24 protein-coding genes are annotated in these 23,597 nt (G+C 46.3%); 14 read left to right on the top strand and 10 right to left on the bottom strand.

Going from position 1 to position 23,597, the window contains the following annotated elements:
* Window positions 1-282 precede the first annotated feature (282 nt).
* Window positions 283-1,239 carry an AEC family transporter gene (locus OCV37_RS15710; protein WP_038180144.1) on the top strand — a complete coding sequence of 319 codons (957 nt, stop codon included), beginning with the start codon at window positions 283-285 and terminating at the stop codon, window positions 1,237-1,239.
* 66 nt (window positions 1,240-1,305) lie between these two features.
* Here the strand turns inward: OCV37_RS15710 and OCV37_RS15705 are convergent, their stop codons facing one another.
* The 3 genes from OCV37_RS15705 to OCV37_RS15695 form a co-directional block, all read right to left on the bottom strand.
* Entirely contained in the window at window positions 1,306-2,214 is a 909-nt protein-coding gene (locus OCV37_RS15705) for a spermidine synthase (protein ID WP_038180310.1), read from the bottom strand.
* A gap of 4 nt (window positions 2,215-2,218) precedes the next feature.
* Window positions 2,219-2,845 carry a fused MFS/spermidine synthase gene (locus OCV37_RS15700; RefSeq protein ID WP_051680458.1) on the bottom strand — a complete coding sequence of 209 codons (627 nt, stop codon included), beginning with the start codon at window positions 2,843-2,845 and terminating at the stop codon, window positions 2,219-2,221.
* 162 nt (window positions 2,846-3,007) lie between these two features.
* Window positions 3,008-3,910, bottom strand: coding sequence for a LysR family transcriptional regulator (locus OCV37_RS15695; protein WP_038180135.1), 903 nt, complete (start codon window positions 3,908-3,910; stop codon window positions 3,008-3,010).
* A gap of 204 nt (window positions 3,911-4,114) precedes the next feature.
* Here OCV37_RS15695 and OCV37_RS15690 point away from each other — a divergent pair, with 204 nt between their 5' ends.
* The 8 genes from OCV37_RS15690 (at window position 4,115) to OCV37_RS15655 (ending at window position 11,754) form a co-directional block, all read left to right on the top strand.
* Window positions 4,115-5,806, top strand: coding sequence for an L-lactate permease (locus tag OCV37_RS15690; protein WP_038180132.1), 1,692 nt, complete (start codon window positions 4,115-4,117; stop codon window positions 5,804-5,806).
* 133 nt (window positions 5,807-5,939) lie between these two features.
* Window positions 5,940-6,728 carry a (Fe-S)-binding protein gene (locus OCV37_RS15685; protein WP_038180129.1) on the top strand — a complete coding sequence of 263 codons (789 nt, stop codon included), beginning with the start codon at window positions 5,940-5,942 and terminating at the stop codon, window positions 6,726-6,728.
* Entirely contained in the window at window positions 6,725-8,170 is a 1,446-nt protein-coding gene (locus tag OCV37_RS15680; protein WP_038180127.1) for a LutB/LldF family L-lactate oxidation iron-sulfur protein, read from the top strand. The genes OCV37_RS15685 and OCV37_RS15680 overlap by 4 nt, the downstream gene beginning before the upstream one ends.
* The gene (locus tag OCV37_RS15675) at window positions 8,167-8,826 is read left to right on the top strand and encodes a LutC/YkgG family protein (RefSeq protein WP_038180125.1); all 660 of its coding nucleotides are present in this window, start codon (window positions 8,167-8,169) and stop codon (window positions 8,824-8,826) included. The genes OCV37_RS15680 and OCV37_RS15675 overlap by 4 nt, the downstream gene beginning before the upstream one ends.
* A gap of 322 nt (window positions 8,827-9,148) precedes the next feature.
* A complete protein-coding gene (locus tag OCV37_RS15670; protein ID WP_038180123.1) occupies window positions 9,149-9,469 on the top strand; it encodes a helix-turn-helix domain-containing protein in 321 nt (106 codons plus the stop codon).
* On the top strand, window positions 9,454-9,780 hold the full coding sequence (locus OCV37_RS15665; RefSeq protein ID WP_038180122.1) for a HipA N-terminal domain-containing protein: 327 nt from the start codon (window positions 9,454-9,456) through the stop codon (window positions 9,778-9,780). Before OCV37_RS15670 ends, OCV37_RS15665 begins: the two co-directional genes overlap by 16 nt.
* Window positions 9,764-10,810 carry a type II toxin-antitoxin system HipA family toxin gene (locus OCV37_RS15660; RefSeq protein ID WP_038180120.1) on the top strand — a complete coding sequence of 349 codons (1,047 nt, stop codon included), beginning with the start codon at window positions 9,764-9,766 and terminating at the stop codon, window positions 10,808-10,810. Before OCV37_RS15665 ends, OCV37_RS15660 begins: the two co-directional genes overlap by 17 nt.
* Before the next feature lie 230 nt (window positions 10,811-11,040).
* Window positions 11,041-11,754 (top strand): SAM-dependent methyltransferase, encoded by a 714-nt coding sequence (locus OCV37_RS15655; protein WP_038180117.1) that lies wholly within the window; start codon window positions 11,041-11,043, stop codon window positions 11,752-11,754.
* Between the two features lie 631 nt (window positions 11,755-12,385).
* Here OCV37_RS15655 and OCV37_RS15650 read toward each other — a convergent pair.
* Together OCV37_RS15650 and OCV37_RS19830 are read right to left on the bottom strand one after the other, a co-directional pair.
* Complete coding sequence (locus OCV37_RS15650) at window positions 12,386-13,264, bottom strand: HEPN domain-containing protein (protein ID WP_261888159.1); 879 nt, start codon at window positions 13,262-13,264, stop codon at window positions 12,386-12,388.
* Between the two features lie 391 nt (window positions 13,265-13,655).
* Entirely contained in the window at window positions 13,656-13,766 is a 111-nt protein-coding gene (locus OCV37_RS19830; RefSeq protein WP_342665181.1) for a hypothetical protein, read from the bottom strand.
* Between the two features lie 151 nt (window positions 13,767-13,917).
* On the opposite strand from OCV37_RS19830, the gene OCV37_RS15645 reads away from it, so the two are divergent.
* The 4 genes from OCV37_RS15645 to OCV37_RS15630 all read left to right on the top strand — a co-directional run bounded on the left by OCV37_RS15645 (window position 13,918) and on the right by OCV37_RS15630 (window position 16,656).
* A complete protein-coding gene (locus tag OCV37_RS15645; protein ID WP_038181625.1) occupies window positions 13,918-14,190 on the top strand; it encodes a type II toxin-antitoxin system TacA family antitoxin in 273 nt (90 codons plus the stop codon).
* Window positions 14,187-14,681 (top strand): GNAT family N-acetyltransferase, encoded by a 495-nt coding sequence (locus tag OCV37_RS15640; protein WP_038181627.1) that lies wholly within the window; start codon window positions 14,187-14,189, stop codon window positions 14,679-14,681. The genes OCV37_RS15645 and OCV37_RS15640 overlap by 4 nt, the downstream gene beginning before the upstream one ends.
* A 393-nt stretch (window positions 14,682-15,074) precedes the next feature.
* The gene (locus tag OCV37_RS15635) at window positions 15,075-15,410 is read left to right on the top strand and encodes a helix-turn-helix transcriptional regulator (RefSeq protein ID WP_038181630.1); all 336 of its coding nucleotides are present in this window, start codon (window positions 15,075-15,077) and stop codon (window positions 15,408-15,410) included.
* On the top strand, window positions 15,397-16,656 hold the full coding sequence (locus OCV37_RS15630) for a type II toxin-antitoxin system HipA family toxin (protein ID WP_038181631.1): 1,260 nt from the start codon (window positions 15,397-15,399) through the stop codon (window positions 16,654-16,656). The genes OCV37_RS15635 and OCV37_RS15630 overlap by 14 nt, the downstream gene beginning before the upstream one ends.
* Before the next feature lie 211 nt (window positions 16,657-16,867).
* Here OCV37_RS15630 and OCV37_RS15625 read toward each other — a convergent pair whose 3' ends face one another.
* The 4 genes from OCV37_RS15625 to OCV37_RS15610 form a co-directional block, all read right to left on the bottom strand.
* Entirely contained in the window at window positions 16,868-17,626 is a 759-nt protein-coding gene (locus tag OCV37_RS15625) for an alpha/beta fold hydrolase (protein ID WP_038181634.1), read from the bottom strand.
* Window positions 17,627-17,990: 364 nt separating this feature from the next.
* Entirely contained in the window at window positions 17,991-18,869 is an 879-nt protein-coding gene (locus OCV37_RS15620; protein ID WP_261888158.1) for a HEPN domain-containing protein, read from the bottom strand.
* A gap of 205 nt (window positions 18,870-19,074) precedes the next feature.
* Entirely contained in the window at window positions 19,075-19,563 is a 489-nt protein-coding gene (locus tag OCV37_RS15615) for a hypothetical protein (RefSeq protein ID WP_038181696.1), read from the bottom strand.
* Entirely contained in the window at window positions 19,560-21,125 is a 1,566-nt protein-coding gene (locus OCV37_RS15610) for an S-type pyocin domain-containing protein (protein WP_261888157.1), read from the bottom strand. The genes OCV37_RS15615 and OCV37_RS15610 overlap by 4 nt, the downstream gene beginning before the upstream one ends.
* Window positions 21,126-22,552: 1,427 nt before the next feature.
* Here OCV37_RS15610 and OCV37_RS15605 point away from each other — a divergent pair.
* Window positions 22,553-22,846 (top strand): hypothetical protein, encoded by a 294-nt coding sequence (locus tag OCV37_RS15605; protein ID WP_157635062.1) that lies wholly within the window; start codon window positions 22,553-22,555, stop codon window positions 22,844-22,846.
* Between the two features lie 8 nt (window positions 22,847-22,854).
* Here the strand turns inward: OCV37_RS15605 and OCV37_RS15600 are convergent, their stop codons facing one another.
* Window positions 22,855-23,565, bottom strand: a complete 711-nt coding sequence (locus OCV37_RS15600; RefSeq protein WP_051680762.1) for a type VI secretion system ImpA family N-terminal domain-containing protein — start codon at window positions 23,563-23,565, stop codon at window positions 22,855-22,857.
* Between the last annotated feature and the right edge of the window lie 32 nt (window positions 23,566-23,597).

Below are 23,597 nucleotides of genomic sequence, written 5' to 3'. Positions count from 1 at the left end.
TTCCTTTTGATTTGGGCTTTTTTAAAACTTCAACAACGCGGATGGAAAAGGTCAAAATGAGACGCCCATCCATGACAAACCGTTGTGAGTCATTATTGAATCAAGTAAGCAATAAGCGACATAACAATTAATGACATAACCCATATCTTGGTTCTGTTACGCGAGTCAATAAAAGCGGTTGTCCCAGTAAAAATGATACCAATTTCGTTCATCGGCCGGCCATTCGGTGGTCATCATGCCAGAGAGCATGAATCATAGCTTTATTTTTCAATCAGGAGCGTTATGGATTTACTACTACAACAACTGCAATTTTCTCTGTCAGTGACCGGCCCGATCTGCCTGATGCTCTTTTTAGGAATCTATTTCCGTCGCAGTCAGCTCATTGATGATCATTTTATCGAGGTGGCATCGCGTCTGGTATTTAAGATCACGCTCCCGGCACTGCTCTTTCTGAGTATTGCCAACTCACCACATGACATCACGCGTGGTGGCTCATTGGTGCAGTATGGGGTTGCCTCTAATTTTGCCTTTTTTCTGTTGATCACACTGGTGGTCAAATATTATTTCAAGCGCGCAGCGGATCAAGGCGTCATCATTCAAGGCGCGTTTCGCGGTAATAGTGCGATTATCGGGCTGGCTTTAATTACCAACGCATATGGGTCTGACGGCTTGGCACAGGCCGCTCTTTACGTGGCAGCGCTGACGCTGCTGTTTAATGTACAGGCGGTGTTCACGCTTACCCCGAAGGGCAAACAATCCGGGATGAAAGCACTGGTCATCGTGATCAAAACCCTGACGAAAAATCCGCTGATTATCGCTATCTTATCAGGGCTCGCTTTCTCCCGTCTCAATCTGACCCTGCCGGATATCGCCGGGACAGCCGGACAATATTTCGCCGATATGACCCTGCCATTAGCTCTGATTTGCGGTGGCGGCTCACTGGATATTCGTCAACTCAATCATGATAAAGCGCCGGCATGGTCAGCAACGGCATTCAAACTCCTTGCCTGTCCGATTCTGATCACCTTCGGCGCGTGGGTCTGTGGGTTCCGGGGCGCAGAACTGGGAATTATCTATTTATGCAGCTCCGCCCCGGCGGCGGCGGCAAGCTATGTGATGGCGCGCGCCATGGGTGGCAACGCAACACTCGCCGCCAATATCATTGTGCTGACAACCTTGTTGTCGCTGTTCACCACCACTCTCGGGGTTTTTGTGCTGTCATCACTGGGATTGATTTAGCATCAAGCCAAAAACGAACAGGCAGTCTGTACAGACTGCCTGTTTTACATCAAGCATGGCAAGACATCACAACAGATTGGCCGGTGAATACTGATCGGTTAAAGGACGGGCAGTGCGATCCCAGTCCGCTTTGGTGGACATCAGTGCCGGATAGCGATCAATCAGTACATTATACGGTGCCAACGGCTTGGCCAATGATTTCGCCCGTTGCTGCATCACTTGCCGGGAAGGCAGCGCCTGTTTGCCATTACCGACAATGATGATCCGGTTACCGTAATTTTGTTCCTGTTTGATTTTGAAATTGAAAAACGGACCGAACACCTGCCGATATGTCTCGGATTCATGCGCATACAGCCGGCTCGACGACCAGGTATTTGCCACCAGTACACCATCTTCGGTCATCAGTCGTTGCACTTCCTGTAGATACTCCCGGGTCATTAAATGCTCCGGAATGTAATCACCGGTAAACGCATCGAGAATGATGAAGTCATATTTTTTCTTCCGCAGCAGCGCACGTTTGACAAAAACACGCCCATCCGCGACAGCCACCGATGTATGCGGGGTTTCTTTGAAGTGAAAATAATCCCGTGCGACTTTGACCACGCCCGGATCCAATTCCACAATATCCATTTCAGCATCCGGGTAGAGCTGCGTTAAGACATTCGGAATCGAGGCGCCGCCCAGTCCAATCAACAGGATCCGTGTTGGCTGAGGATTGAGTAACAATCCTCCCATCACCATCTGACTGTACGAATAGACCAACCGCTGGTCATGCTCGTCCTGATACTGGCACGTCTGGACACTATCACCTTTCACCAGCGCAAACACCAAGCAGCGCAAACCGTTTTTCTCGACCACCGCAATATCCCGATAAAGCGACTTCTGGGTATAGATCACTTCACTCTGGGCGGAAAAACCAATCAACAACATCACAACGGGCATCCAGATATGCACCGATAATATCTTTTTCAACATCACTTTAAGCCTCTGCAACCACCCGGGGAAACCGGACATAAAAGGCAATCACGCCGCCGGCACACAAAATCCCAATCAAACTCAGTAGGATCGTATTCACTTCAAACCACAGCACCAGATAGAACGACGTCAAGAGCGTCCCCAGTGCGCTGCCCAAGGTCGAGACAAAATAGAGCTTACCGGCAACTTGCCCGCTACGCCCGGAATCACTGATCAGCAAGCGGATCGAATAAGGCGAGATCATACCTAAAATCAACGTCGGCAGGAAAAACAGCAGCATTGCAGCCACCAGAGAACCATACCGTGGATCCATGATCCGGATGAACACCTGTTCCATGACGGTATCGCCCCAGAACACCAGCGGCAACAAAGTCACCGCACCGCACAGATAAAGTAAACTGAATTTGCGTAAAGAAGGCGCATGCATCGACCATTGTCCGCCCAACAGATAGCCCGCCGACAAAGCCACCATGAAAATGGTGATAATACTGCCCCACACATAGATGCTACTGCCAAAATAAGGGGCCAGAATCCGCCCTCCCATCAGCTCGACCGACATAATGCAAAAGCCGCTGAGAAATGCGAGTAAAAAAATAAACCGATTCTTCAACAATCCATTGTCAACCGTCATATGATTCCTATTGTTTATTACCAAATAAAAAATCCACCAAAGCTATAATATTCGCAGGAATCATTCACATAGCAAGTCAAATATCCATGGCTTGCTGTACTGAAAGCACACATCCCTGATCGTCATTTCATCATCAATCGTAATTGAATACCTAATCGTGATTTAATAAAAATAGTAGTCAATCTTGAGATAACTGTCGCGGATATGCTCGATCAACAACCGAATTTTATTCGGCGGCTGGCGGGTGAACGGATAGATGGCATAAACCCCCAGCCTTTTGCCGACTTGCCGCGGGAAGAGATCAATCAATGACCCGTCCTGCAGATCAGGGTAAACCAGACAGCGCGGCAGATAGGCAATACCATAGCCGCTCAGTGCCGCCTTTCTCAGAGCCACGGCATTATCACTGGAAAAACTCCCCGAGACTTTTAATAAATAGTTGCCATCCGGCCCTTTAAATTCCCAGTCACTGGCACCGGTGGTCTGATAGACATACTGAAGACAATTGTGATTGACCAAGTCTTCTGGCTGATACGGTATCCCGGCGCGGGCAATATAACTGCTCGTGGCACATACCACCCATTGCGAATCGATAATGTGCCGTGCAATCAGACTCGAGTCCTCCAGTAATCCGGTCCGAATCACCAAGTCATAGCCTTCGCCAATCGGATCCACGAAGCGATTATCCAGCGACATATCCACGGTCAGTCCCGGATGCATCTGACAGAACTCAGCAACGGCCTCGGCTAACAGCAACTCACCGGAAATCGTCGGCACCGACATGCGGATATGCCCGCTGAGATTTTCGCCGTACCCCGCCACGGCATCCAACGCTTCCTGAGTGGCTTGCTTCACATTTTTTGCACCCTGAAGCAAGGCTTTTCCCGCTTCTGTCAGGGTCAGTTTACGGGTCGTCCGGTACAACAGCTGTGCCCCGATTTCTTTTTCCAGACGCGCAATACGTTTGCTAACCACTGAATTAGTAAGGTTATTTTTCTCAGCCACCAGACTAAAACTACCCAGTTCAACCACGGAAGAAAATAAAATCAGATCATCAGCTCTCATTTGATTATGTCATTTTAGGAATCAATCATTTTCATTATTTCCGTATATCCCAAAAAAAGAAAGCGTTAAATTCACACTGAATTAACAATAACATCATAAATAAAAACAAATTGTAGAACCCCCTACCCATGTGGCTCTTGGTTTCAACGTATGAAACGTCACCACGCCCCATGGCTCTATTCTACGCATAAGGAAGTCGCCTCCATGAGTGAAACATTATTCGCCTTACTTGCTTTTTCTCCGATTGTGGTCGCCGCAATTTTGTTGGTCGGCCTGAACTGGCCCGCCAAAAAAGCGATGCCGATAGCATTCGGCCTGACCGTTGTCATTGCCTTATTCGTCTGGGACATGTCTGCCAATCGCGTCTTAGCCTCGGTACTACAGGGGCTGGGTATAACCGTTTCGGTACTCTGGATTGTCTTCGGCGCAATTTTTCTGCTCAACACTCTCAAACACAGCGGTGCCATTACCGTCATCCGAAACGGTTTTACCGATATCTCTCCGGATCGACGCATTCAGACCATTATTATTGCCTGGTGCTTCGGGTCATTTATTGAAGGGGCATCGGGCTTCGGCACACCTGCGGCCATTGCCGCACCACTGCTGGTTGCGATTGGTTTTCCGGCATTGGCAGCGGTGCTGATGGGGATGATGATTCAATCGACCCCCGTGTCTTTCGGTGCGGTCGGCACCCCGATTCTGGTCGGTGTCAGTAAAGGGCTCGACAGCCACAATATCAGCCAGCTTCTGACAGCGCACGGTTCCAGCTGGGAGAGCTATCTACAGCAGATTACCACCAGTGTGGCACTGATCCATGCCACAGTCGGCACCCTGATGCCGGTACTGATGGCAATGATGTTGACGCGCTTTTTTGGCAAAAATAAAAGCTGGACGGAAGGATTAGACATTCTGCCATTCGCCCTGTTTGCCGGACTGGCTTTCACTGTCCCTTACGCGCTGACCGGTGCACTGCTCGGCCCTGAATTCCCCTCGCTGATCGGTGGGTTAGTCGGACTCGCGGTGGTGGTCACTGCGGCGAAAAAAGGCTTCCTCGTGCCGCGCACAGTCTGGGATTTCCGCCCTGAGCAAGAATGGCCTGGCGAATGGCTCGGCTCGCTGAAAATGGATCTGAACAGCATCCGCTCGAATCCGATGAGCCTCACTCTGGCATGGACACCTTACCTGTTGCTTGCGGTAATTCTGGTCGCCAGCCGGGTCAGCCCTGCCTTTAAAGCGCTATTACAGAGCCTCAATCTCTCGTTTAGCAATATTCTCGGCGAAGCCGGTGTCAGCACCGCATTCCAGCCTTTGTATTTACCCGGAGGCATTCTGGTATTCGTGGCACTGCTTGCCGTTTTGATTCAGGCCAGACATCCGGCCCCGATGATCCGCGCACTCGGTGAATCAAGTAAAACACTGGTCGGAGCCGGATTTGTACTGGTCTTTACCATCCCGATGGTGCGGATCTTTATCAACTCCGGCGTCAACGGTGCTGACCTTGCGAGTATGCCGGTCACGACCGCTGATTTCGCTGCCGGGCTGGTCGGCAATGCGTTTCCGGCTTTAAGTGCCACAGTCGGCGCGCTCGGTGCTTTTATCGCCGGTTCAAATACCGTCTCAAATATGATGTTCAGTCAGTTTCAGTTTGAAGTGGCGCACACACTCTCGGTTTCAAGCGTGATTGTGATTGCTTTGCAGGCCGTCGGGGCGGCTGCGGGCAACATGATTGCAATTCACAACGTCGTGGCAGCATCAGCGACTGTCGGCCTGTTGGGCAGAGAAGGCGCAACCTTGCGCAAGACCATTATCCCAACGGCCTATTATCTCGTCGTAACCGGATTGATCGGATTGCTGGTGATTTATGGCTTTCATGCCACAGACGCGCTGATGAAATAGAACAAACTGACGGACAGTTAACGATAAAAATTACCCATTGGCCATCACTCTTCTTCCCAACCGACACTCCCCCAACGTCGTGTTTCTTTGAGGGTGATGGCCTTATTTACTCATGCATTCACTGGAGAACCTTATGAGAATTTACCCAGCGAAACCAGACAAAGTCTATTTCTACGCGACTTGTCTGGTGGATCTGTTCGACCCCAATGCGGGCCTCGATGCCATCACCCTGCTTAAGCAGCAAAACATCGAGGTGATTTATGTTGCAAAACAGACCTGTTGTGGCCAACCGGCCTATTCTTCCGGCTATGATGATGAAGCGCAATCCGTAGCGCTGAGTCAAATCGCACTGTTTCCCGAACCTTATCCGGTGATTGTGCTCTCCGGCTCTTGCGGAGGCATGATGCATCACCATTATCGTCGCCTGTTTGCAGGCAGCGAACAGGAAAGTATGGTCAATCGCTTTTGTGACCGGGTGTTTGAATTCACCGAGTTTCTGGTGCATGTCTGTCGCGTCAAGTTGCAGGATCACGGCCCGGCAACCTCCGTGGTGATGCACACCTCCTGTGCCGCCCGGCGAGAGATGAATGTCCATGTCACCGCCACCCAACTGCTCAACCAGCTTGAGCATGTTGAGCTGAAAATCCAAGACTACGAAAGCGAATGTTGTGGCTTCGGCGGGACATTCTCTGTGCGTCATCCGAACATTTCTCAAGCGATGGTGGAAGATAAAACCCGTCACATCAAAGCCACCCAAGCCGATCATCTGGTCAGTGCCGACTGGGGCTGTCTGCTCAATATCAATGGCGCACTGGATTTTCAGCATCAGCAAGGCGATCCGGCCACGCTACAGGGGCGTCATCTGGCGAGCTTCTTACTGGAAAGAACCACCACTGAGCCGACACAGGAGCAATCCTCATGAGTGACTCTCCGCAACAATTTCATGCACAGGCCAAAACGGCACTGGGTGACCCACAGCTACGCGCCAATTTTCGCGGTGCGATGGACTACCTCAAAGATAAACGCAAAGCCGCCTTTGCCGACCCGCAGGAAGAAAAACAGACCCGGGATCTGGCGGAAGCGATTCGTCAGCGCTGCCTGAGTAAACTGCCGCAACTCTTGGAACAACTGGAAGCCAATTGTCAGAACAACGGTATTCAGGTGCATTGGGCCGACAATGCGGCACAGGCCAATACCATTATCGCCGGGATTGCTGCGCAGCATCAGGCGTCACTGATGGTCAAGGGTAAATCGATGGTCAGTGAAGAGATTGAACTCAATCATGAAATGGCCAAGCACGGCGTGACCTGTCTGGAAAGTGATATGGGTGAGTACATCATTCAGCTCGATGGTGACAAGCCCTCACATATCATCATGCCCGCGATTCACAAGAATAAGCAGGAAGTCAGTGACACGTTCCGCGATAACCTCTCCGGTTTTCAGCCGACTCTCGATGTGGATCGCTTAATTCAGACCGGGCGTACCGAGCTGCGGGAAAAGTTCCGCACTGCAGATATCGGTTTATCCGGTGTCAATTTTGCGGTCGCTGAAACCGGCACTCTGTGTCTGGTGGAAAATGAGGGTAACGGCCGAATGTCCACTACCGTGCCGAACGTCCATATCGCCATCACCGGGATCGAAAAAGTGGTGGAATTTCTCACCGACGTGCCACCGTTATTCAGTGCCCTGACCCGCTCGGCTACCGGTCAGGCGATTACGACCTATTTCAACATGATCACCTCCCCCCGTCAGGCCGGTGAGAAAGACGGTCCGCAAGAAGTCCATCTGGTGCTGCTCGACAACGGGCGCAGCCAAGCCTATCGGGATGAAGAGCTACGCAAAACGCTGCAATGCATCCGCTGCGGTGCCTGTATGAACCACTGTCCGGTTTACACCCGCATTGGCGGCCATGCCTACGGCACGGTTTATCCCGGTCCGATTGGCAAAATTATTTCCCCGCATCTGATGGGGCTCGAAGCAACCCAAGATCTGGTCACCGCCTCCAGTTTGTGCGGTGCTTGTGGCGAAGTCTGCCCGGTTCGGATTCCGATTCCCGACATGTTATTGCGCCTGCGTCGTGAAGCAAAACACGCGCCGAAACCCGGCCTTGAAGCCATGCGCGGCCAGAAGTCGGCGTACAAACCCACCGAAAAACTGGCAATGCGCAGTTTTGCGTATTCGGCGACCCACCCGACCATTTACCGAATCGGCACTCGCCTTGCCGGACAGATGCGCCATTTGATCCCGGCCAAACTGGGTCCGTGGACGCAATGCCGGACCGCGCCGAAACCGGCTGCCAAAACCTTACATCAATTGATGAAGGAACGAGCCAACCAGCCACAGAAAGGAGGTAAGTCGTCATGAACAACGCCAGACAGCAGATTTTCAACCGGCTCAAGGCCGCCCAGCCCGCACCGCTGGAAAATGGCTCGGCAGAACTTGCCCGGCATTTCCATCCCAACGACTTCAGTCGCGAGGAAAAGCTGACCCATTTCCAGAGCGCATTAGAGTCCAACCATGCGCAGGTATTCCCTATCGAGCGGCAGCAACTGACGGCAACTCTTGAGCAATTATGCGCAGAACGTGGCTGGCAACATGCGGCGATCGGCACCGGCGGACAATGGCATCAGGATTTTTACCAAGGGCTGGCAACCATCCTGATCACCGAATATCAGCAAACCATCGAACAGTGGAAAGATGATTTATTCACCACCATTGATGTCGGGCTGACCGATGCACGAGCCGGAATTGCCGATACCGGTGCGCTGGTGCTCTGGCCGGATAACCATCAGCCACGCACGTTATCACTGGTGCCACCATGCCACGTAGCCGTGATCCGTCAATCAACGCTGTTTAACAGTTTCTCGGAGCTGATGATCGCGCAGCAGTGGCACCAACAGATGCCAACCAACGTGGTTTTAGTCTCCGGCCCATCAAAAACCGCGGATATCCAGCAGACACTGGCTTATGGCGCACACGGGCCAAGGGAGCTCATCGTGATTGTGGTGGTGGATGAGTAGATTTTCTGGGGGCGAATGATGTCGGGGTTGGGGAAATAAACGGTGAGTCTGTTGTTTGGGACGCAATGACTTTCCCCAACTTCAATGGCATCTCTGAAAGCGCCCCCGGATGCTTTTTCAGGGTAGACGCACATACCTCGATGATAAAATTTCCAATTTTTCAAATTGAATCGCATTAGAAGTTCAAATATGAGCCATTACAATCCCAAAAACTGTATAAAGGTCAAAAATGACATATCAATGGTTTACAAGGCCTATTTTTGAGCTTATATTTACACAAAATCGATATACGGCTCATATTTGATACATCAGAGGCAACAATATGAATCCTAAAGTGCTACAACTTCGAAATCTTACAAGTAAACTTGAGTCCGAAATTCACGAAGTTTTCGAAGCAATGCTTAGCAATGTTGAAGCCTCAAGCAACCGCCCTATTTCAAGTTACTCAATTTACGAGACGGACACTCTGATTGATGATATGCAGTCACGAAAGAAAGCTATCTCATTAGAAGACCTTGAATTGCAGACGGATATTTCTAGATCAACGATAAAACGAATGCTTAAAGACCCAAGTAAGACTTCACTAGAGAACTTTTTAACCGTTGCTAACGAACTCGGAATGAAAATATGGATCGAAAAGTAAAAGTTCTTTTGTACGGAAAGTTTTGCGGTGTTTTGTCTCAAAATGAACAAGGCTTTACATTCGAATACGAACCTAGCTACAAAGGTCGTAGCTTATCGCTGAGTATGCCCCTAGAAGATGGGCCATTTGAGAGTAAAGCGCTACACCCTTTTTTCCAGAGTCTTGCACCCGAAGGATGGCTGAAGAAGCGCTACTCAGAACTACAAAAAATTGATGAGAACGATCCGCTAGGTATGCTTTTGTCCAACGGCAAAAATTTACTTGGTGCTGTCCAACTGTTGAGATTAGAAGACCATGTATCCGAGCAATAGAAGCCTTATTAGCCTCGATGAGCTCAATGAACAAAATAGAGAACAAGTCGAGTACAAAAAAGGGGAAATCAAAACCCTACTAGGTTCGAATAGATTCCAGATTCAATTACCTTTTTCGCGTGCTGAGTTTGTTAATGAGTTGCCAAAGAAACAAAAAGGCATGAGTATTTCCGGTTATCAGCCAAAGCTTTCTCTTGCGATCAATGAAGATAATCAGCTAGGGGTAGTAGCGGATAAAGCGCTATTTATTCTCAAGCCCTCACCAGAAGAATTTCCTCATCTTGCCGAAAACGAGCACGCGACAATGTTAGTCATGAAATTCCTCGGTTTCGACACTCCTCCATTTGGATTAGTTCGATTTCATGATCAGAATGAAGCAGGTGAACTCGCATTTATTATTAGGCGCTATGACCGCTTAAAAGCAGGTGAAGAAGCGATTCATCAAGAGCAATTGGATGCCGCAATGGACGTGCGTGACAAGTACGGGAAGACAAAAGGCGATACTGAGAGATACGTTAGCTACGAGCAAGCCTGTAAGTTCTTAATGAATAAAGTAGACAGCAGCTTAAACTTTAAGAAAGAGTTATTTAACCGAATACTCGTAGCCTACTTTCTCGGGAATAATGACCTGCACCTTAGAAATATGGGTGTGCTGCTACCGGAACAAGAGGCCATTCGGCTAGCGCCAATCTATGATTACGTATCTATAGCACCTTATCCAGGCTACATCGCAAACGAGAACCCATTAGCATTACCTCTGCTCGCTAGTGAAGAAGGCGATAATGGCAATACCAGTGGCTATCAGTCACATTGTACCTACACCGGCTATGACTTTCTCATCTTCGCACAAAATATTGGCCTCAACCCTAAGCTGGCGACCAAAATGATTAAAGATTTGTGTGCCAAGCAAGATGCCATTCTTGATATCTACCGTCATAGTTTTATGCCGCAAGAACACGTAGAGAAAATAGCTGAATGGATATCGAGCCGAATTAACTATTTGGGTCAATTAGGCCATGTTGCTGTTTAATATATGGACTCCCTTATACCTTCAACAAGGTATGGATGAAGATTAAGGCCCAAATTGGCCTGAAAGATTGTAAATTCTTCTTTGATACGGGGAGGGTTTGAAAGAAATTTCAATGGATGAATATAACATCTGGTACTCTTGGTGTTGTAAGTCGCTTATTTTTTGTAATCGTGGTGTTTATGTACCATTAAATTAGACGTTAGCTTCATTAAACCAAGGATGTTCATCATATGACCGAGTCAGCAAGAAAATTTGATAACGAGCGAGCAAGTGAATACGCAGTTCAAAGCCGAATAGGATTGGCGGGTTATGACGCATGTCACGACCTGTCCGCGTGCCTACTCTCTGCAATTATCGGCGCTGAAAACGATGCAAATATTCTCGTCGTTGGTGCAGGAGGTACTGCCCAAGAAATTATAGCCGCATCTAAATTAGGGGCAAAATGGAAGTTTACTGCAGTAGATCCTTCTGAATCAATGTTACAACTTTCTATAGATGCAGTAGAAAAAGCGGGGCTAACTAGCAGAACGAGATTTCATTTGGGCTATTTAAGAGAACTAGAAACCATTGAAAAATTTGATGCGGCTATGTTAATCGGAGTAATACACCACCTAAACGGTATAAATGAAAAGAAAAAGATTCTCAGTGATATAGCAGCAAAACTTAAGCCAAAAGCCCCTTTTATTATGGCTGGAAATCGTTTTCCATATGCAAGCAAGCCCCAATTTTTAAAAGCTTGGGGAGAGCTTTGGCGAATAAATGGAGCTTCACCGGAAGAAGTTGAAAGTAAGCAGGCGAAAATACTTAAAGGCGCAGATCCTATTATGTCAAATGAAGCAGCAGTCAAGCTTCTTGAAGAATCGGGGTTCATTGAAGCTGAGCAGTTTTTTTCCAGCTTATTTTGGTCCGCTTGGTTAACTCAACGAACAAGTCATGTGAGTTAAGAAGCTAACGCCCAAAGCCCAACAAAAAAGATTTTCTGGTTACTCTTGCATCTTGGCAAGAGTAACTGGCGCACTGGGCACCATAGTTTCTGAAATTGAGGAACGCAATTGTGCGTCAAATCTGAGAGCCGGAGGCTAGGAAGATAAAACTTGTGATGCAGGTGTTTGGTGCGCAATGACTTTCTCCGATCTCATTACCACCTCCGACTGCGCCCCAGTTCCTTTTGATGGATGTCAAAAGGAACCAAAAGCATCTTTTTGAGTTCGGTGCGCGTAATCAGGGTCGCTTTTATTCGCTCCTGCTCACGAAAAGCTTAAAATTCATCCATGAATTTTACCCTGAGCACATCGATCAGTTGAGCTTCGTTGATTCAATGTTTCACTTTATTCAAATCAACCACCCAACCAAGAAAACCATTCAAGGATGAATGGTTAGGCTTTTCCGGGCAGGACGCCCGTAAAAGCCGGTTCTGGAACGCGTGTGACCAAGCCAAACAAAAAAGATTTTCTGGTTACTCTTGCATCTTGGCAAGAGTAACTGGCGCACAGAACACCAATGCCTCTGAAATCACTGACGCTGATTGTGCGTCAAACCTGAGAGCCGATGGCTAAGAGAACCAAAATACAACACTCAATCCCCCATCCTCCCCCGACAAACCTGTTCGGTTAACGCCTGCAACCGCTGCACCTCTGCCACCAAATAATTCAACTCTTCTTCGGTGATTTCGTAGTGCGCTGAATAACGCGCATCAATATACGCCCGTTGCAGACGCCGGAAACTACGGCGGTGAAATTTGTTGTCCATCGGGAAAATCTCAGCAAAGGCCGGATCAATCTGTGCGCACAGATTACCGAGTTTCTCGATATTGTGAGACTTCGGCAAGTAGTTGGTACAAGTGAGTAGTGTACAGGCCAAAAGACGTTCTGTTGCCTGATGAAGATCGAAAGAAGCTTCATTCAAAGTCAGCTCCTTCAAGGAAAAATAAAATTTCTTCAGTGAATGGGAAGCGCTACTGAACCACTGCTCATAATGCTTACGGGCTATCTCTCGCAGCTCTTCCTCAGTCAAATCCCCCGGCATTGCCAACGGTTTCGGCGTCGCGGCAAACAGTTCAATGCCCTCTTCGCGAATATCTTTAAAGAAATAGTGACCCTGTTGCAAGCGTTCGTTCACTTCCTTTAAATCGTGGATAATCAAACCCAACGGGGCCGATTTCACTTTACGATCAATTTGCTCTTCAGCCGGCTGCCAGACCACATAATCCTCCACCAAGGCGGCTTTATTAACGATCACCAGAATATCGTAATCGCTGATATAACCATTGACCGGATCCTTGACCCAACTGCCTTTGGCATGGCTGCCGAACAGAATAATTTTCAGAATGCGGAACTCACGCTTACTGCCCTGCTTACTTTGCAGATAATCTTCCAGTGTATCGCGCAGAATCATTGAGATGTCCGCCAGCTCACGCTGTTTATATTCAGGCAGATGGTCGAGGGATGTTTTCATAATCGCAATATTGAGGCTCGTTGTGGATGAATAGCGCTAGCATAAAAGAAGCACTCAGCAAAAAACACCGTTTATCATCGTTTTAGCACGACTCAAAGGTAAAATGCGACGCGGTTCTTTTTTATTTCTTGCCTCTATGATTTGTCTCCGCTTCCAGCTTCGAGGCATGACACACAATGCCATACTCAGAATTCTGAGATATCGCCGTCTTGCACGCCTGTTCTGTAGTTAATTGGATCAAGTGAAGTATTACTTCATCGAACAATCAACAATGACGAACCAGTTTATCTTCTTCCGACTCAGGTCATTCATTATCACAAATAAGTTCAACAAATTGAGTAAATGCGCGTTCTGTATACTCTGAGAGGCTGTTCTTAAACGGTATCATTGCTTATCTCCATAGTGGTTCTCTTATGATTTTGGGAGCCACAACGCTCATATTATCAACATCATAGATAGCACCACCATGTTGTATTTCTTCAACATGATAAATCTCAAACAACAAGCAGCAGCTAATGCTGAGTTCAGTTACAAAATACCTGTCAATTGATGTGATTTGTTAGGTTTATGTGCCAAAGTGACACACAGGTTGCTTTTCTCGCTATTTGATACCATAATTCGATGTGCCATTTTGGCACAAAGGGAGATTATTTATGGCAACACTACCTCGCATCACTGCCCGAGTCGATGTTGAAACACAAGACTTACTGGCTAAAGCTGCTGCTATTGCCGGTATGCCGAGTATTAATTCATTCGTTCTCAGCGCCGCTACTGAAAAAGCAATGCAAGTTATCGAACGCGAAGAAACACTAAAGCTTAGCCAAGCTGACGCTATGTTATTGATGGATGCACTCGACCGTCCGGCTACATCAAATGCAAAACTGAAAACTGCGGCTCAACGTTATGAAGATAAGACTCAACAATGAATACGGTACTCCTTGATAAGTCTAAACATAACAGAAACCGATTCGACTGCGGTATCAGTGCTCTGAATAACTATCTGAAAGTTATGGCGAGTCAGCAAGCAAAGAAAGATAACACCAGAACTTTTATTCTGGAAGATGATAACGATGAATCCAGAATTATTGGATTTTACACTTTAACCATGACGCCAATTGATCTAAATGCTTTACCAGATAAACTACAGAAAAAGCACCACTCATCAACGTCTGGCGGACTCATTGCTCGTTTAGCTGTTGATGCCAATTTTCAAGGGAAAGGTTTTGGCGAATGGTTATTGATCGACGCTCTTCGCAAACTACTGACTGCCAGTGATACTGTCGCGTTTCCTGTTGTTATCGTTGATGCAAAAGACGGCGCAAAACACTTTTATGAACAATATGGGTTTACCGCATTTAAAGATACAGAAAACCGACTATTTATCACGATTGCTGATCTTCGAGCCAGCCTGAGCTAACATATTTTAAGCAAGCTAACGAACGTCCTGTTAAGGGGTTGCAATAAAACACTTTAACCCATTACTTTCAATAAGTTATACATAAAGTAAAAGCAAAATAAAAACCTCATGTAACATCTGTGTAGCTTTTGAAATGAACAATCTTCGTGTATCCCAACTAATTATTGCCCCGAAGTGTGTTAAAGCAATTACTCAATAGAGAGTTCAGACTGGATCTCTGTTGTTCATTTACTGTCATTTCAATGACCATTTGAACGGTAAAATATAATTTACCTTAACTGGTTTATAGTAAAATATATTTTACTACCTTTATTTCTGGCCTATCGCTTTGACATTCAGAGATTGGTAAATTACTCTTTACCTTATATAATTTATGGTAAAGAGTAATTTACTATGGGAAGGGGAAATACTCAGGTTAGCACTGTTGCTAGTGCTGCACTAACTCATTTCGCCACTATGCTTACAATCCAGCGTAAGGAAAAGAAAATCACTGTAGAAGAGCTGTGTTCACGAGTTGGGGTATCTAAGCCCACGATGATAAAGATTCTTAAGGGTGATCCGTCTGTAAGTATCGGACTCTACTTCGAAACTGCTTGGGTGTTAGGCGTTTCCTTATTTGAACCCGATGAAAACCAGTTTGCTATTAAACGTAAAACAAATGCGAAATTTGAGGCATTGCTGCCTAATCGAGTGAGAAGGAAAAAGGTAATTTTAGATGACGACTTCTAGTAACCAATGCTTCGTTTGGAAATGGCTTAGAGGACAATCAGAGCCTGTGGTAGCCGGTAGACTCACTATTGATGAAACCGGCCAATATTTTACGTACGGTCAGTCTTACTTGAAGCGTCCAGATGCAGAGCCAATTTACTCAAATGAATTACCGCTTTCTGCTGGTACTAAGGAGCCAGTTCAAGGTATGCCTATATTCTCGTGCTTGCGTGATGCAGCTCCTGATGCTTGGGGGCGCAGGGTCATTAATTCTCGGTTGATGGGCAAAGACTACGATGCTGAGTTAGACGAAATGACGTATTTGATGCATTCCGCTTCAGACCGGATCGGTTCTCTCGACTTTCAAGAATCGGCCACTGAGTATGTTGATCGTTCTACTGATGCGGCCACTCTTGAAGAATTATACCAAGCGTCTGAAATCGTCAGTCAAGGTAAGGAAATCTCGCCGGATTTGGATAGAGCACTTATGCATGGTACATCGCTCGGTGGTGCTCGTCCGAAAGCGATGATCACTGGTAAAGCTAAGTATATTGCTAAGTTTTCAGCATCAAATGATACTTACGAAGTTGTACAATCAGAATACGTAGCCATGAGGCTAGCCAAGTTAGCAGGACTCAATGTTGCCGAAGTTATTTTCGAAAAAGTATTAGGAAAAGATGTTCTTCTTGTAAAACGATTTGATAGAGAGTTAGTTGGGGGGGCATGGTGTCGTCGCTCAATGGTGTCAGGGCTGACAGTTTTAGGCTTAGATGAAGCATGGGCTAGAGAGGCATCTTACGTAGACCTAGTGAATATTATGAAGCAGTATTGCAACGATTTTGCCTCTGATAGCCAAGAGCTATTTGCACGGATGGTATTTAATGTACTGATCGGCAATACGGATGACCATGCTCGCAATCACGCTTTCTTTGTAGAAGGGGATAAAATATCCCTGTCACCTGCTTATGATATTTGTCCACAAAACCGTACAGGTGGAGAGGCGAGTCATGGAATGAAGCTCTTCGAAAATTTTAATTTGTCTCTGTTATCACTTTGTATGAAAGCAGCACCAAGCTTCAATATTAAGGCTGAAAAAGCAGAAGAAATTATTAGGTTGCAAATTAATACGATTATCCAAGAGTTTGAATCCGTGTGTAACGAAGTAGATGTCCCTGAAGTTACTCGAAAGTTACTTTTCAAACGTGTGATATTGAATGACTACATATTCAATGGAATGGAACATTTAAAGCCGCAAGATGATCGCTAACTCCTTAGAATACATGAAATGCAAGTATCTAAATAAATAATATCCATGCGATCTGAGGTTGTATGAGCGCTGTTCACTTCGATAAGATTCTAGGCGAGCTACTCTAACGGATTAATGTCCAAAAGTGAGCCAGAGATTTTGAGTGTAGGTGTACGATTAAACTGTCAGAATGTGTATGAGTTAGTACAATTGATACGTTTGTTATTTTTGTTTAAATCGAACTAGCGATGACTGATGCTAGCTCTTGCGGATTCTCCCATGCCATTGAGTGTCCGGCATTCGATACTACAACTACATTAATATTATTTTTATTCAATTCATCATAGTCTGAATCTGGCAGACTATGACTTCCAAAAATATATGTTTTAGCTAAGTCAAGTGAGTAATATAATTGTCTCCAGCTTGGCACTTGACCATTTATCAAAGATATTGCATTTCTGTAAATCGCAATTGGTGAACTATTTGACAATCCAGCAGCCCATTCAGTATTACCACTTGCTACACTCTCTTTAATAAGATTCGCATATCCGAAATTTTTAAAATCATTTTCAGTAAAACTTGCAATCTTTTTACTGAAAAAACCGCCACCAGCATCAAGATTAGCTTCACTCAGGATAAGGGTATTCACTTTATCTTTTAGCAGATTAGCTAACACGATAGATACTGCGCCCCCCATGCTGTGACCATAAATGACAACATTATCGAGACGTAAATGATTTAATAATTTTTTTATACAATCAGCATGATTGGCTATCGTGTAATCAAATAACTCTGGTTTATCACTGTAACCCGACCCGATTAAGTCAACGAGAATGCGTCGATGATTAGATAAGCTTCTCACTGATGCTACTTGTGGATAGTCAAATGATGAAGCGCAACCAAGTCCATGAATAAATACAATCGGAACATCGTCTCCAGAAAGATCCTGATACCGAAGAATCACATTATTATCCAGTTTAAACTCTTTCATTTTACTACCCAGTGATTAATTGTTAGCCTTCGATAATATCATAAAATTACTGTATTTATATACAGCATCAAATTAAAACATAATCTCTGGAGAACCTACCCCCGTACAGAGGAAACCAGATGAGTGCAGCGTTTTGGACGTCCCGCGGCCAACGAGAGCGAATGGTTAGGCTTTTCCGGGCAGGACGCCCGTAAAAGCCGGTTCTGGAAAGCGTGTGACGCCGCCAAACAAAAAAGATTTTCTGGTTCGTCTTTCATCTCTGAAAGATGAACTGGCGCACAGAACACCAATGCCTCTGAAATCACTGACACTGATTGTGCGTCAAATTTGAGAGCCGGAGGCTAAGAGAACCAAAATACAACACTCAATCCCCTATCCTCCCCCGACAAACCTGTTCGGTTAACGCCTGCAACCGCTGCACCTCTGCCACCAAATAATTCAACTCTTCTTCAGTGATTTCGTAGTGCGCTGAATAACGCGCATCAATATACGCCCGTTGCAGACGCCGGAAACTACGGCGGTGAAATTTGTTGTCCATCGGGAAAATCTCAGCAAAGGCCGGATCAATCTGCGCGCACAGGTTGCCAAGTTTCTCGATATTGTGGGATTTCGGGAGATAGTTAGTACAAGTCAGCAATGTACAGGCAAAAAGACGCTCCGTTGCCTGATGCAGGTTGAATGCTGCTGCATTAAGCATGGATTCATGAAAAGTATAATGGAAAACTTTAATACTATCAGCGGCATTCTCTATCCACTGTTCATAATGCTTACGGGCTATCTCTCGCAGCTCTTCCTCAGTCAAATCCCCCGGCATTGCCAGTGGTTTCGGCGTCGCGGCAAATAGTTCAATGCCCTCTTCGCGAATATCTTTAAAGAAATAGTGACCCTGTTGCAAGCGCTCGTTCACTTCCTTTAAATCGTGGACAATCAAACCTAACGGGGCCGATTTCACTTTACGATCAATTCGCTCTTCGGCACGCTGCCAGACTACATAATCCTCCACCAAAGCCGCTTTATTAACGATCACCAGAATATCGTAATCACTAATATAACCATTGACCGGATCCTTGACCCAACTGCCTTTAGCATGGCTGCCGAACAGAATAATTTTCAGAATGCGAAACTCACGCTTACTGCCCTGTTTGCCTTGCAGGTAATCTTCCAGTGTATCGCGCAGAATCGTTGAGATGTCCGCCAGCTCACGCTGTTTATATTCGGGCAGATGGTCGAGGGATGTTTTCATAATCGCAGTATTGAAACTCGTTGTGGATGAATAGCGCTAGCATAAAAGAAGCACTCAGCAAAAAACACCGTTTATCATCGTTTTAGCACGACTCAAAGGTAAAATGCGACGCGGTTCTTTTTTATTTCTTTCCCCAATGATTTTCTCAGGCTTCGGCTTCGAGCTATGACACCAAGAATGAACAGCCTCCGCAAGCTGACTAAGTCTAGAAATCCAATTGAACAGATACCGCTTGAGAGTTGTCCGAACCACTGCTTTTTTCAATTGTCAGGGCATTAAAAAAATCATCAGCATGATCAAATAATTTAAACCTTGTCATATCAATACCATTCGTGAACAAATAAATAGCATTGTCATCCGTTGATACACAAATATGATTACTTCCTGAACTACCGCCAATTGAGTAAAGGTCACTCTCTGCTTCTAAATTTTTCAAACTTTGGTTGGCTTTCTCGATGTTAAAAGGACTATCCTCTATTCCCCACAGAACCTCTAATGACAGATCTCCATTCCTGCCTTCTAAACTCGTTTTGTACTGCGGTTTAAAAATGACATTTTCAGAAAAAAGAACTGATCTCTTGTAGTGGCGAACAATATGGCTCGCACTAGATGGCATAGGTGGAAGCGCGGTATTTACCTCTTCAATAGCTAGTATCACATTGAGTTCTTCAAGTTTTTTCTCTATGTTGATCATTTGTTATGTGACCTCATGTCTGATGCTGAACCAATATGTGGAATATTACTATGTAAGTCCGTCGGAATAAGCTGTATTTCAGTTAAAGTATGATGGTGAGGTGTTAATCCTTTATCTCTCAAAAGGGTTTTTGCTGCATGACTACTAGAAAGATTTTTAGCGTTTGCTATTTCATCATAAACTCTAGTGAAATCGTCTTTCGTCCCGTCTAACACGCCATTTTCAAAGATAAGACGACCTTTTGACCATTTATCAAAAATCGGTCTCCCATTTTTAAAGGGGATTGCCTCACCGTTGGTTACTCTGTTGACTACATCTAAATCAGACTGCCATAGCCCATTACCGGGCACACCTTGAATCCACCGTCCATTCGTTCGTGGTAATCGCGTTTTAGGTGTCAAATTATACACCACATACAACGGCGGTAACCCAGTCTCTACCGGAAAGGTCAGAATATAGTCTTGCAGATCTGCATCAGCAATTGGGGTGATGTAGGTGTTATCAAATTCTTGGCCTTGATCCGCTTGCGGATGGATCCAGATATCGAACTTTTCCATCTCCGGGATAGGATTGACAAGGATCGGTTTACCGCCAAAATCGCCGCTGATCGGCACCCATTCAATGATGATATCCGGCTCTAACTCAACAGCAAACCGCTCACCGACCCGTTTTACCTCACGCTTAGGGATATTCGTCCCATTAACGTGATAGCCGTAAATCCGACCTTCCGTATTGAACCCCAAGCGAATATTGGTTTCAACCGTGTCTTTATTACTCATATCAGCAGCGCTGTAGAGCGTACTGTCCGCTAATTTGTTCGGCACAAATGCAGCAAGAATGCCAGCTCGCCCGACGATCTTCATCGCCATTCCCGGCAGTTCTGCCAGCGCTGCGCCGCCAATACGCGTTAAAAAAGCTTCTCCAGATGCTGCACTTACCCCTTGCCCGACGGCCAGTGTATAAGCTGCATAATCCCCCAGCGCAGAAAGCGACTCTCTTTGTGTACCGATGTCACACGTACCGCTCGGCACTCGCGCAGATTTGGCGAAACGGGAAGGTTTGACTGGCGGTTTGTTAAATGCGTTCTGCCATGCGGATGAAGGCAGTGGGATTTTATCCAGCTCCCGTAGTCGCTCCTGACGCTGCCTGATCAATCGCTCTTGTAAACTCAACTTCACAGGTTCGCGTTCGACATAAGGCTCAGTATAAACAGAAGCGTTAACGCTGCCGGAATAAGTTGAACCAATGCCATGATTGACCCATTCAACTCTGGCGGTATAAGCCTTGTTAGCCAGCAAATCGAGATGAGGCTCAACCGCAAGATTCACTCGCCAGTATAGATTGCCCCATTCATCCCGATCCCGGATCAGCAACGGAATCGATGGCACATCCGTCAGTAACACCTGATGACCGTAGTGAAGTTGTTCGAGAAAATCAGCAAAGCGCATTCCAGCTGGTATGACAGATTTCACATCTGACTCACTTAAAGATGCAAAATCCCCTTCAACTTGAGCAAATTCGTACATCATCAGGTTGTAGATTTGAGTGGTTTGATAGTTCATTGACGTTGTTGGCTGAGCCGTGATTGTTTTTATTGGTGAATGCTTATTGATAAAGTTATTTTCATATGAACCCACAATTATACTCAAATGGATTTATAAAACATGTTTAAATTTGGGGTTTTGATGGGAAGTGGTTATTTTTGGAATGGGAGTAACAGGGAGGCTCGGTTGAGGTAATTAAACTGTATTTTAGTATGTGGAATGGTAATGCTGTGGTTTGGGACGCAATGACTTTCTTCGATTTCATCGACATCTCTGACTGCGCCCCAGTTCCTTTTGATGGATGTCAAAAGGAACCAAAAGCATCTTTTTGAGTTCGGTGCGCGTAATCAGGGTCGCTTTTATTCGCTCCTGCTCACGAAAAGCTTAAAATTCATCCATGAATTTTACCCTGAGCACATCGATCAGTTGAGCTTCGTTGATTCAATGTTTCACTTTATTCAAATCAACCACTCAACCAAGAAAACCATTCATGGAAGAATGGTTAGGCTTTTCCGGGCAGGACGCCCGTAAAAGCCGATTCTGGAAATCGTGCGACCAAGCCAAACAAAAAAAGATTTTCTGGTTCGTCTTTCATCTCTGAAAGATGAACTGGCGCACAGAGCACCAATGCCTCTGAAATCACTGACGCTGATTGTGCGTCAAATTTGGGAGCCGGAGGCTAGGAAGATAAAACTTGTGATGCAGGTGTTTGGTGCGCAATGACTTTCTCCGATCTCATTACCACCTCCGACTGCGCCCCAGGTACTTTTTCAAGGCCGAAAATGTACCCCAAAAGGCCTAGGTTTAAGTTCAGCGCGCGTCATCAGGGTCGGATTGATTCGCATCCTGCTCAAGCAATCCTGAAAAATCGTCCATGATTTTTCACCCTGAGAGCATCGATCAAGTTGGCTTCGCCTTAAAGAGATTTCACCCAACTCAAATCAACCACTCAACCAAGAAAACCATTCAAGGAAGAATGGTTAGGCTTTTCCGGGCAGGACGCCCGTAAAAGCTGGTTCTGGACAACGCGTGACCAAGCCAAACAAAAAAAGATCTTCTGGTTACGCTTGCATCTTGGCAAGAGTAACTGGCGCACAGAACACCTATGCCTCTGAAATCACTGACACTGATTGTGCGTCAAACTGCAACGCCGAAGGCTGGAAAAGTAAAAGGGGGATGCTGAGTTTGGGACGCAATGACTTTCTTCGATCTCATTACCATCTCCGACTGCGCCCCAGGTACTTTTTCACGGCCGAAAAAGTACCCCAAAAGGCCTCGGGGTTGAGTCCATCACGCGTAATCAGGGTCGGATTGATTCGCATCCTGCTCAGGCAATCCTGAAAAATCTTCCATGATTTTTCACCCTGAGAGCATCGATCAAGTTGGCTTCGCCTTAAAGAGATTTCACCCAACTCAAATCAACCACTCAACCAAGAAAACCATTCATGGAAGAATGGTTAGGCTTTTCCGGGCAGGACGCCCGTAAAAGCCGGTTCTGGAAAGCGTGTGACGCCGCCAAACAAAAAAGATCTTCTGGTTACGCTTGCATCTTTGCAAGAGTAACTGGCGCACAGGGCACCGATACCTCTGAAATTGAGGAACGCAATTGTGCGTCAAACTGCAACGCCGGAGGCTACAACAACCTACAGCAATACAACAAATCCCCTACTATTTACACTGTAAAACGAAAAAAGCCCCTTTCATCAGGGGCTTTCAATCGTTCTAACCTATGCCGTTGAAAAGTCATTCAACTGCCAAGTGTCTGCAACAACCACCAGTACACACCACTGCCGGCAATCGCACCGCCCAACACGAACATCAGCAGCAACTTCCACCAGCGCGTGCCCGGTTGAGAGACCTGAACCACCGCCGCAGGGCGACCGGTTTCGGTGAACTCACGCCGCTTTAACGCGACCTGATAACAGGTTTCCAGTCGATCAATCTGTTCAAAAATCAGATATCCAATCGACTCAAAATCAGCTTTCACACCCGGTCTTTCCGCTTGGAGTAAGTAGCTGATGCGATCACACAACTGTTCACAACGGTAAAGCTCACGCAGCATTTCATAACTGGCGCGGAGGTTTTGCAGCTCAATCAACGCTTGTGCATTCGCCCAATGGAATAAACGCTCGATATACTTATCGGTTTCTTTGATCTCGTCTTTCAGACTGACCAGACAACCATACATCAGCTCCAGCCCGTTGGTATAACCGCGCAAGCCGTCCAGCTTGAGACAAGCAATGCTGTAATAGACGCACATTGCCAGATCAAGGCCGGTGATCTGCGCTAACTGTTCACTATTCTGTTTGACCAGCTCCCAGTCGGTGCCGCCTGCGAAAGGAGAACGCTCGCGATAGATCTCTTTCTTAACCGCCTGATACAGGGTGTGATTATGAAGTTCTTCTTGTTCGGCTGTCAGTGTGAAGGGTGTGTTTTCAATCAATAGTCGTGGAGACATGGCGTTAAATTGCCCTAATCAATGCAGGGAGT

Origin of the sequence: Vibrio rhizosphaerae (assembly GCF_024347095.1) — a bacterium.
Classification (GTDB): Bacteria; Pseudomonadota; Gammaproteobacteria; order Enterobacterales; family Vibrionaceae; genus Vibrio; species Vibrio rhizosphaerae.
This window is presented reverse-complemented; position numbering and strand designations above follow the sequence as displayed.

Coding starts and splice junctions, on each gene's coding strand:
- OCV37_RS15710 (WP_038180144.1), top strand. CDS start 283: ATGGATTTACTACTACAACAACTGCAATTTTCTCTGTCAGTGACCGGC.
- OCV37_RS15705 (WP_038180310.1), bottom strand. CDS start 2,214: ATGTTGAAAAAGATATTATCGGTGCATATCTGGATGCCCGTTGTGATG.
- OCV37_RS15700 (WP_051680458.1), bottom strand. CDS start 2,845: ATGACGGTTGACAATGGATTGTTGAAGAATCGGTTTATTTTTTTACTC.
- OCV37_RS15695 (WP_038180135.1), bottom strand. CDS start 3,910: ATGAGAGCTGATGATCTGATTTTATTTTCTTCCGTGGTTGAACTGGGT.
- OCV37_RS15690 (WP_038180132.1), top strand. CDS start 4,115: ATGAGTGAAACATTATTCGCCTTACTTGCTTTTTCTCCGATTGTGGTC.
- OCV37_RS15685 (WP_038180129.1), top strand. CDS start 5,940: ATGAGAATTTACCCAGCGAAACCAGACAAAGTCTATTTCTACGCGACT.
- OCV37_RS15680 (WP_038180127.1), top strand. CDS start 6,725: ATGAGTGACTCTCCGCAACAATTTCATGCACAGGCCAAAACGGCACTG.
- OCV37_RS15675 (WP_038180125.1), top strand. CDS start 8,167: ATGAACAACGCCAGACAGCAGATTTTCAACCGGCTCAAGGCCGCCCAG.
- OCV37_RS15670 (WP_038180123.1), top strand. CDS start 9,149: ATGAATCCTAAAGTGCTACAACTTCGAAATCTTACAAGTAAACTTGAG.
- OCV37_RS15665 (WP_038180122.1), top strand. CDS start 9,454: ATGGATCGAAAAGTAAAAGTTCTTTTGTACGGAAAGTTTTGCGGTGTT.
- OCV37_RS15660 (WP_038180120.1), top strand. CDS start 9,764: ATGTATCCGAGCAATAGAAGCCTTATTAGCCTCGATGAGCTCAATGAA.
- OCV37_RS15655 (WP_038180117.1), top strand. CDS start 11,041: ATGACCGAGTCAGCAAGAAAATTTGATAACGAGCGAGCAAGTGAATAC.
- OCV37_RS15650 (WP_261888159.1), bottom strand. CDS start 13,264: ATGAAAACATCCCTCGACCATCTGCCTGAATATAAACAGCGTGAGCTG.
- OCV37_RS15645 (WP_038181625.1), top strand. CDS start 13,918: ATGGCAACACTACCTCGCATCACTGCCCGAGTCGATGTTGAAACACAA.
- OCV37_RS15640 (WP_038181627.1), top strand. CDS start 14,187: ATGAATACGGTACTCCTTGATAAGTCTAAACATAACAGAAACCGATTC.
- OCV37_RS15635 (WP_038181630.1), top strand. CDS start 15,075: ATGGGAAGGGGAAATACTCAGGTTAGCACTGTTGCTAGTGCTGCACTA.
- OCV37_RS15630 (WP_038181631.1), top strand. CDS start 15,397: ATGACGACTTCTAGTAACCAATGCTTCGTTTGGAAATGGCTTAGAGGA.
- OCV37_RS15625 (WP_038181634.1), bottom strand. CDS start 17,626: ATGAAAGAGTTTAAACTGGATAATAATGTGATTCTTCGGTATCAGGAT.
- OCV37_RS15620 (WP_261888158.1), bottom strand. CDS start 18,869: ATGAAAACATCCCTCGACCATCTGCCCGAATATAAACAGCGTGAGCTG.
- OCV37_RS15615 (WP_038181696.1), bottom strand. CDS start 19,563: ATGATCAACATAGAGAAAAAACTTGAAGAACTCAATGTGATACTAGCT.
- OCV37_RS15610 (WP_261888157.1), bottom strand. CDS start 21,125: ATGAACTATCAAACCACTCAAATCTACAACCTGATGATGTACGAATTT.
- OCV37_RS15605 (WP_157635062.1), top strand. CDS start 22,553: ATGGAAGAATGGTTAGGCTTTTCCGGGCAGGACGCCCGTAAAAGCCGG.
- OCV37_RS15600 (WP_051680762.1), bottom strand. CDS start 23,565: ATGTCTCCACGACTATTGATTGAAAACACACCCTTCACACTGACAGCC.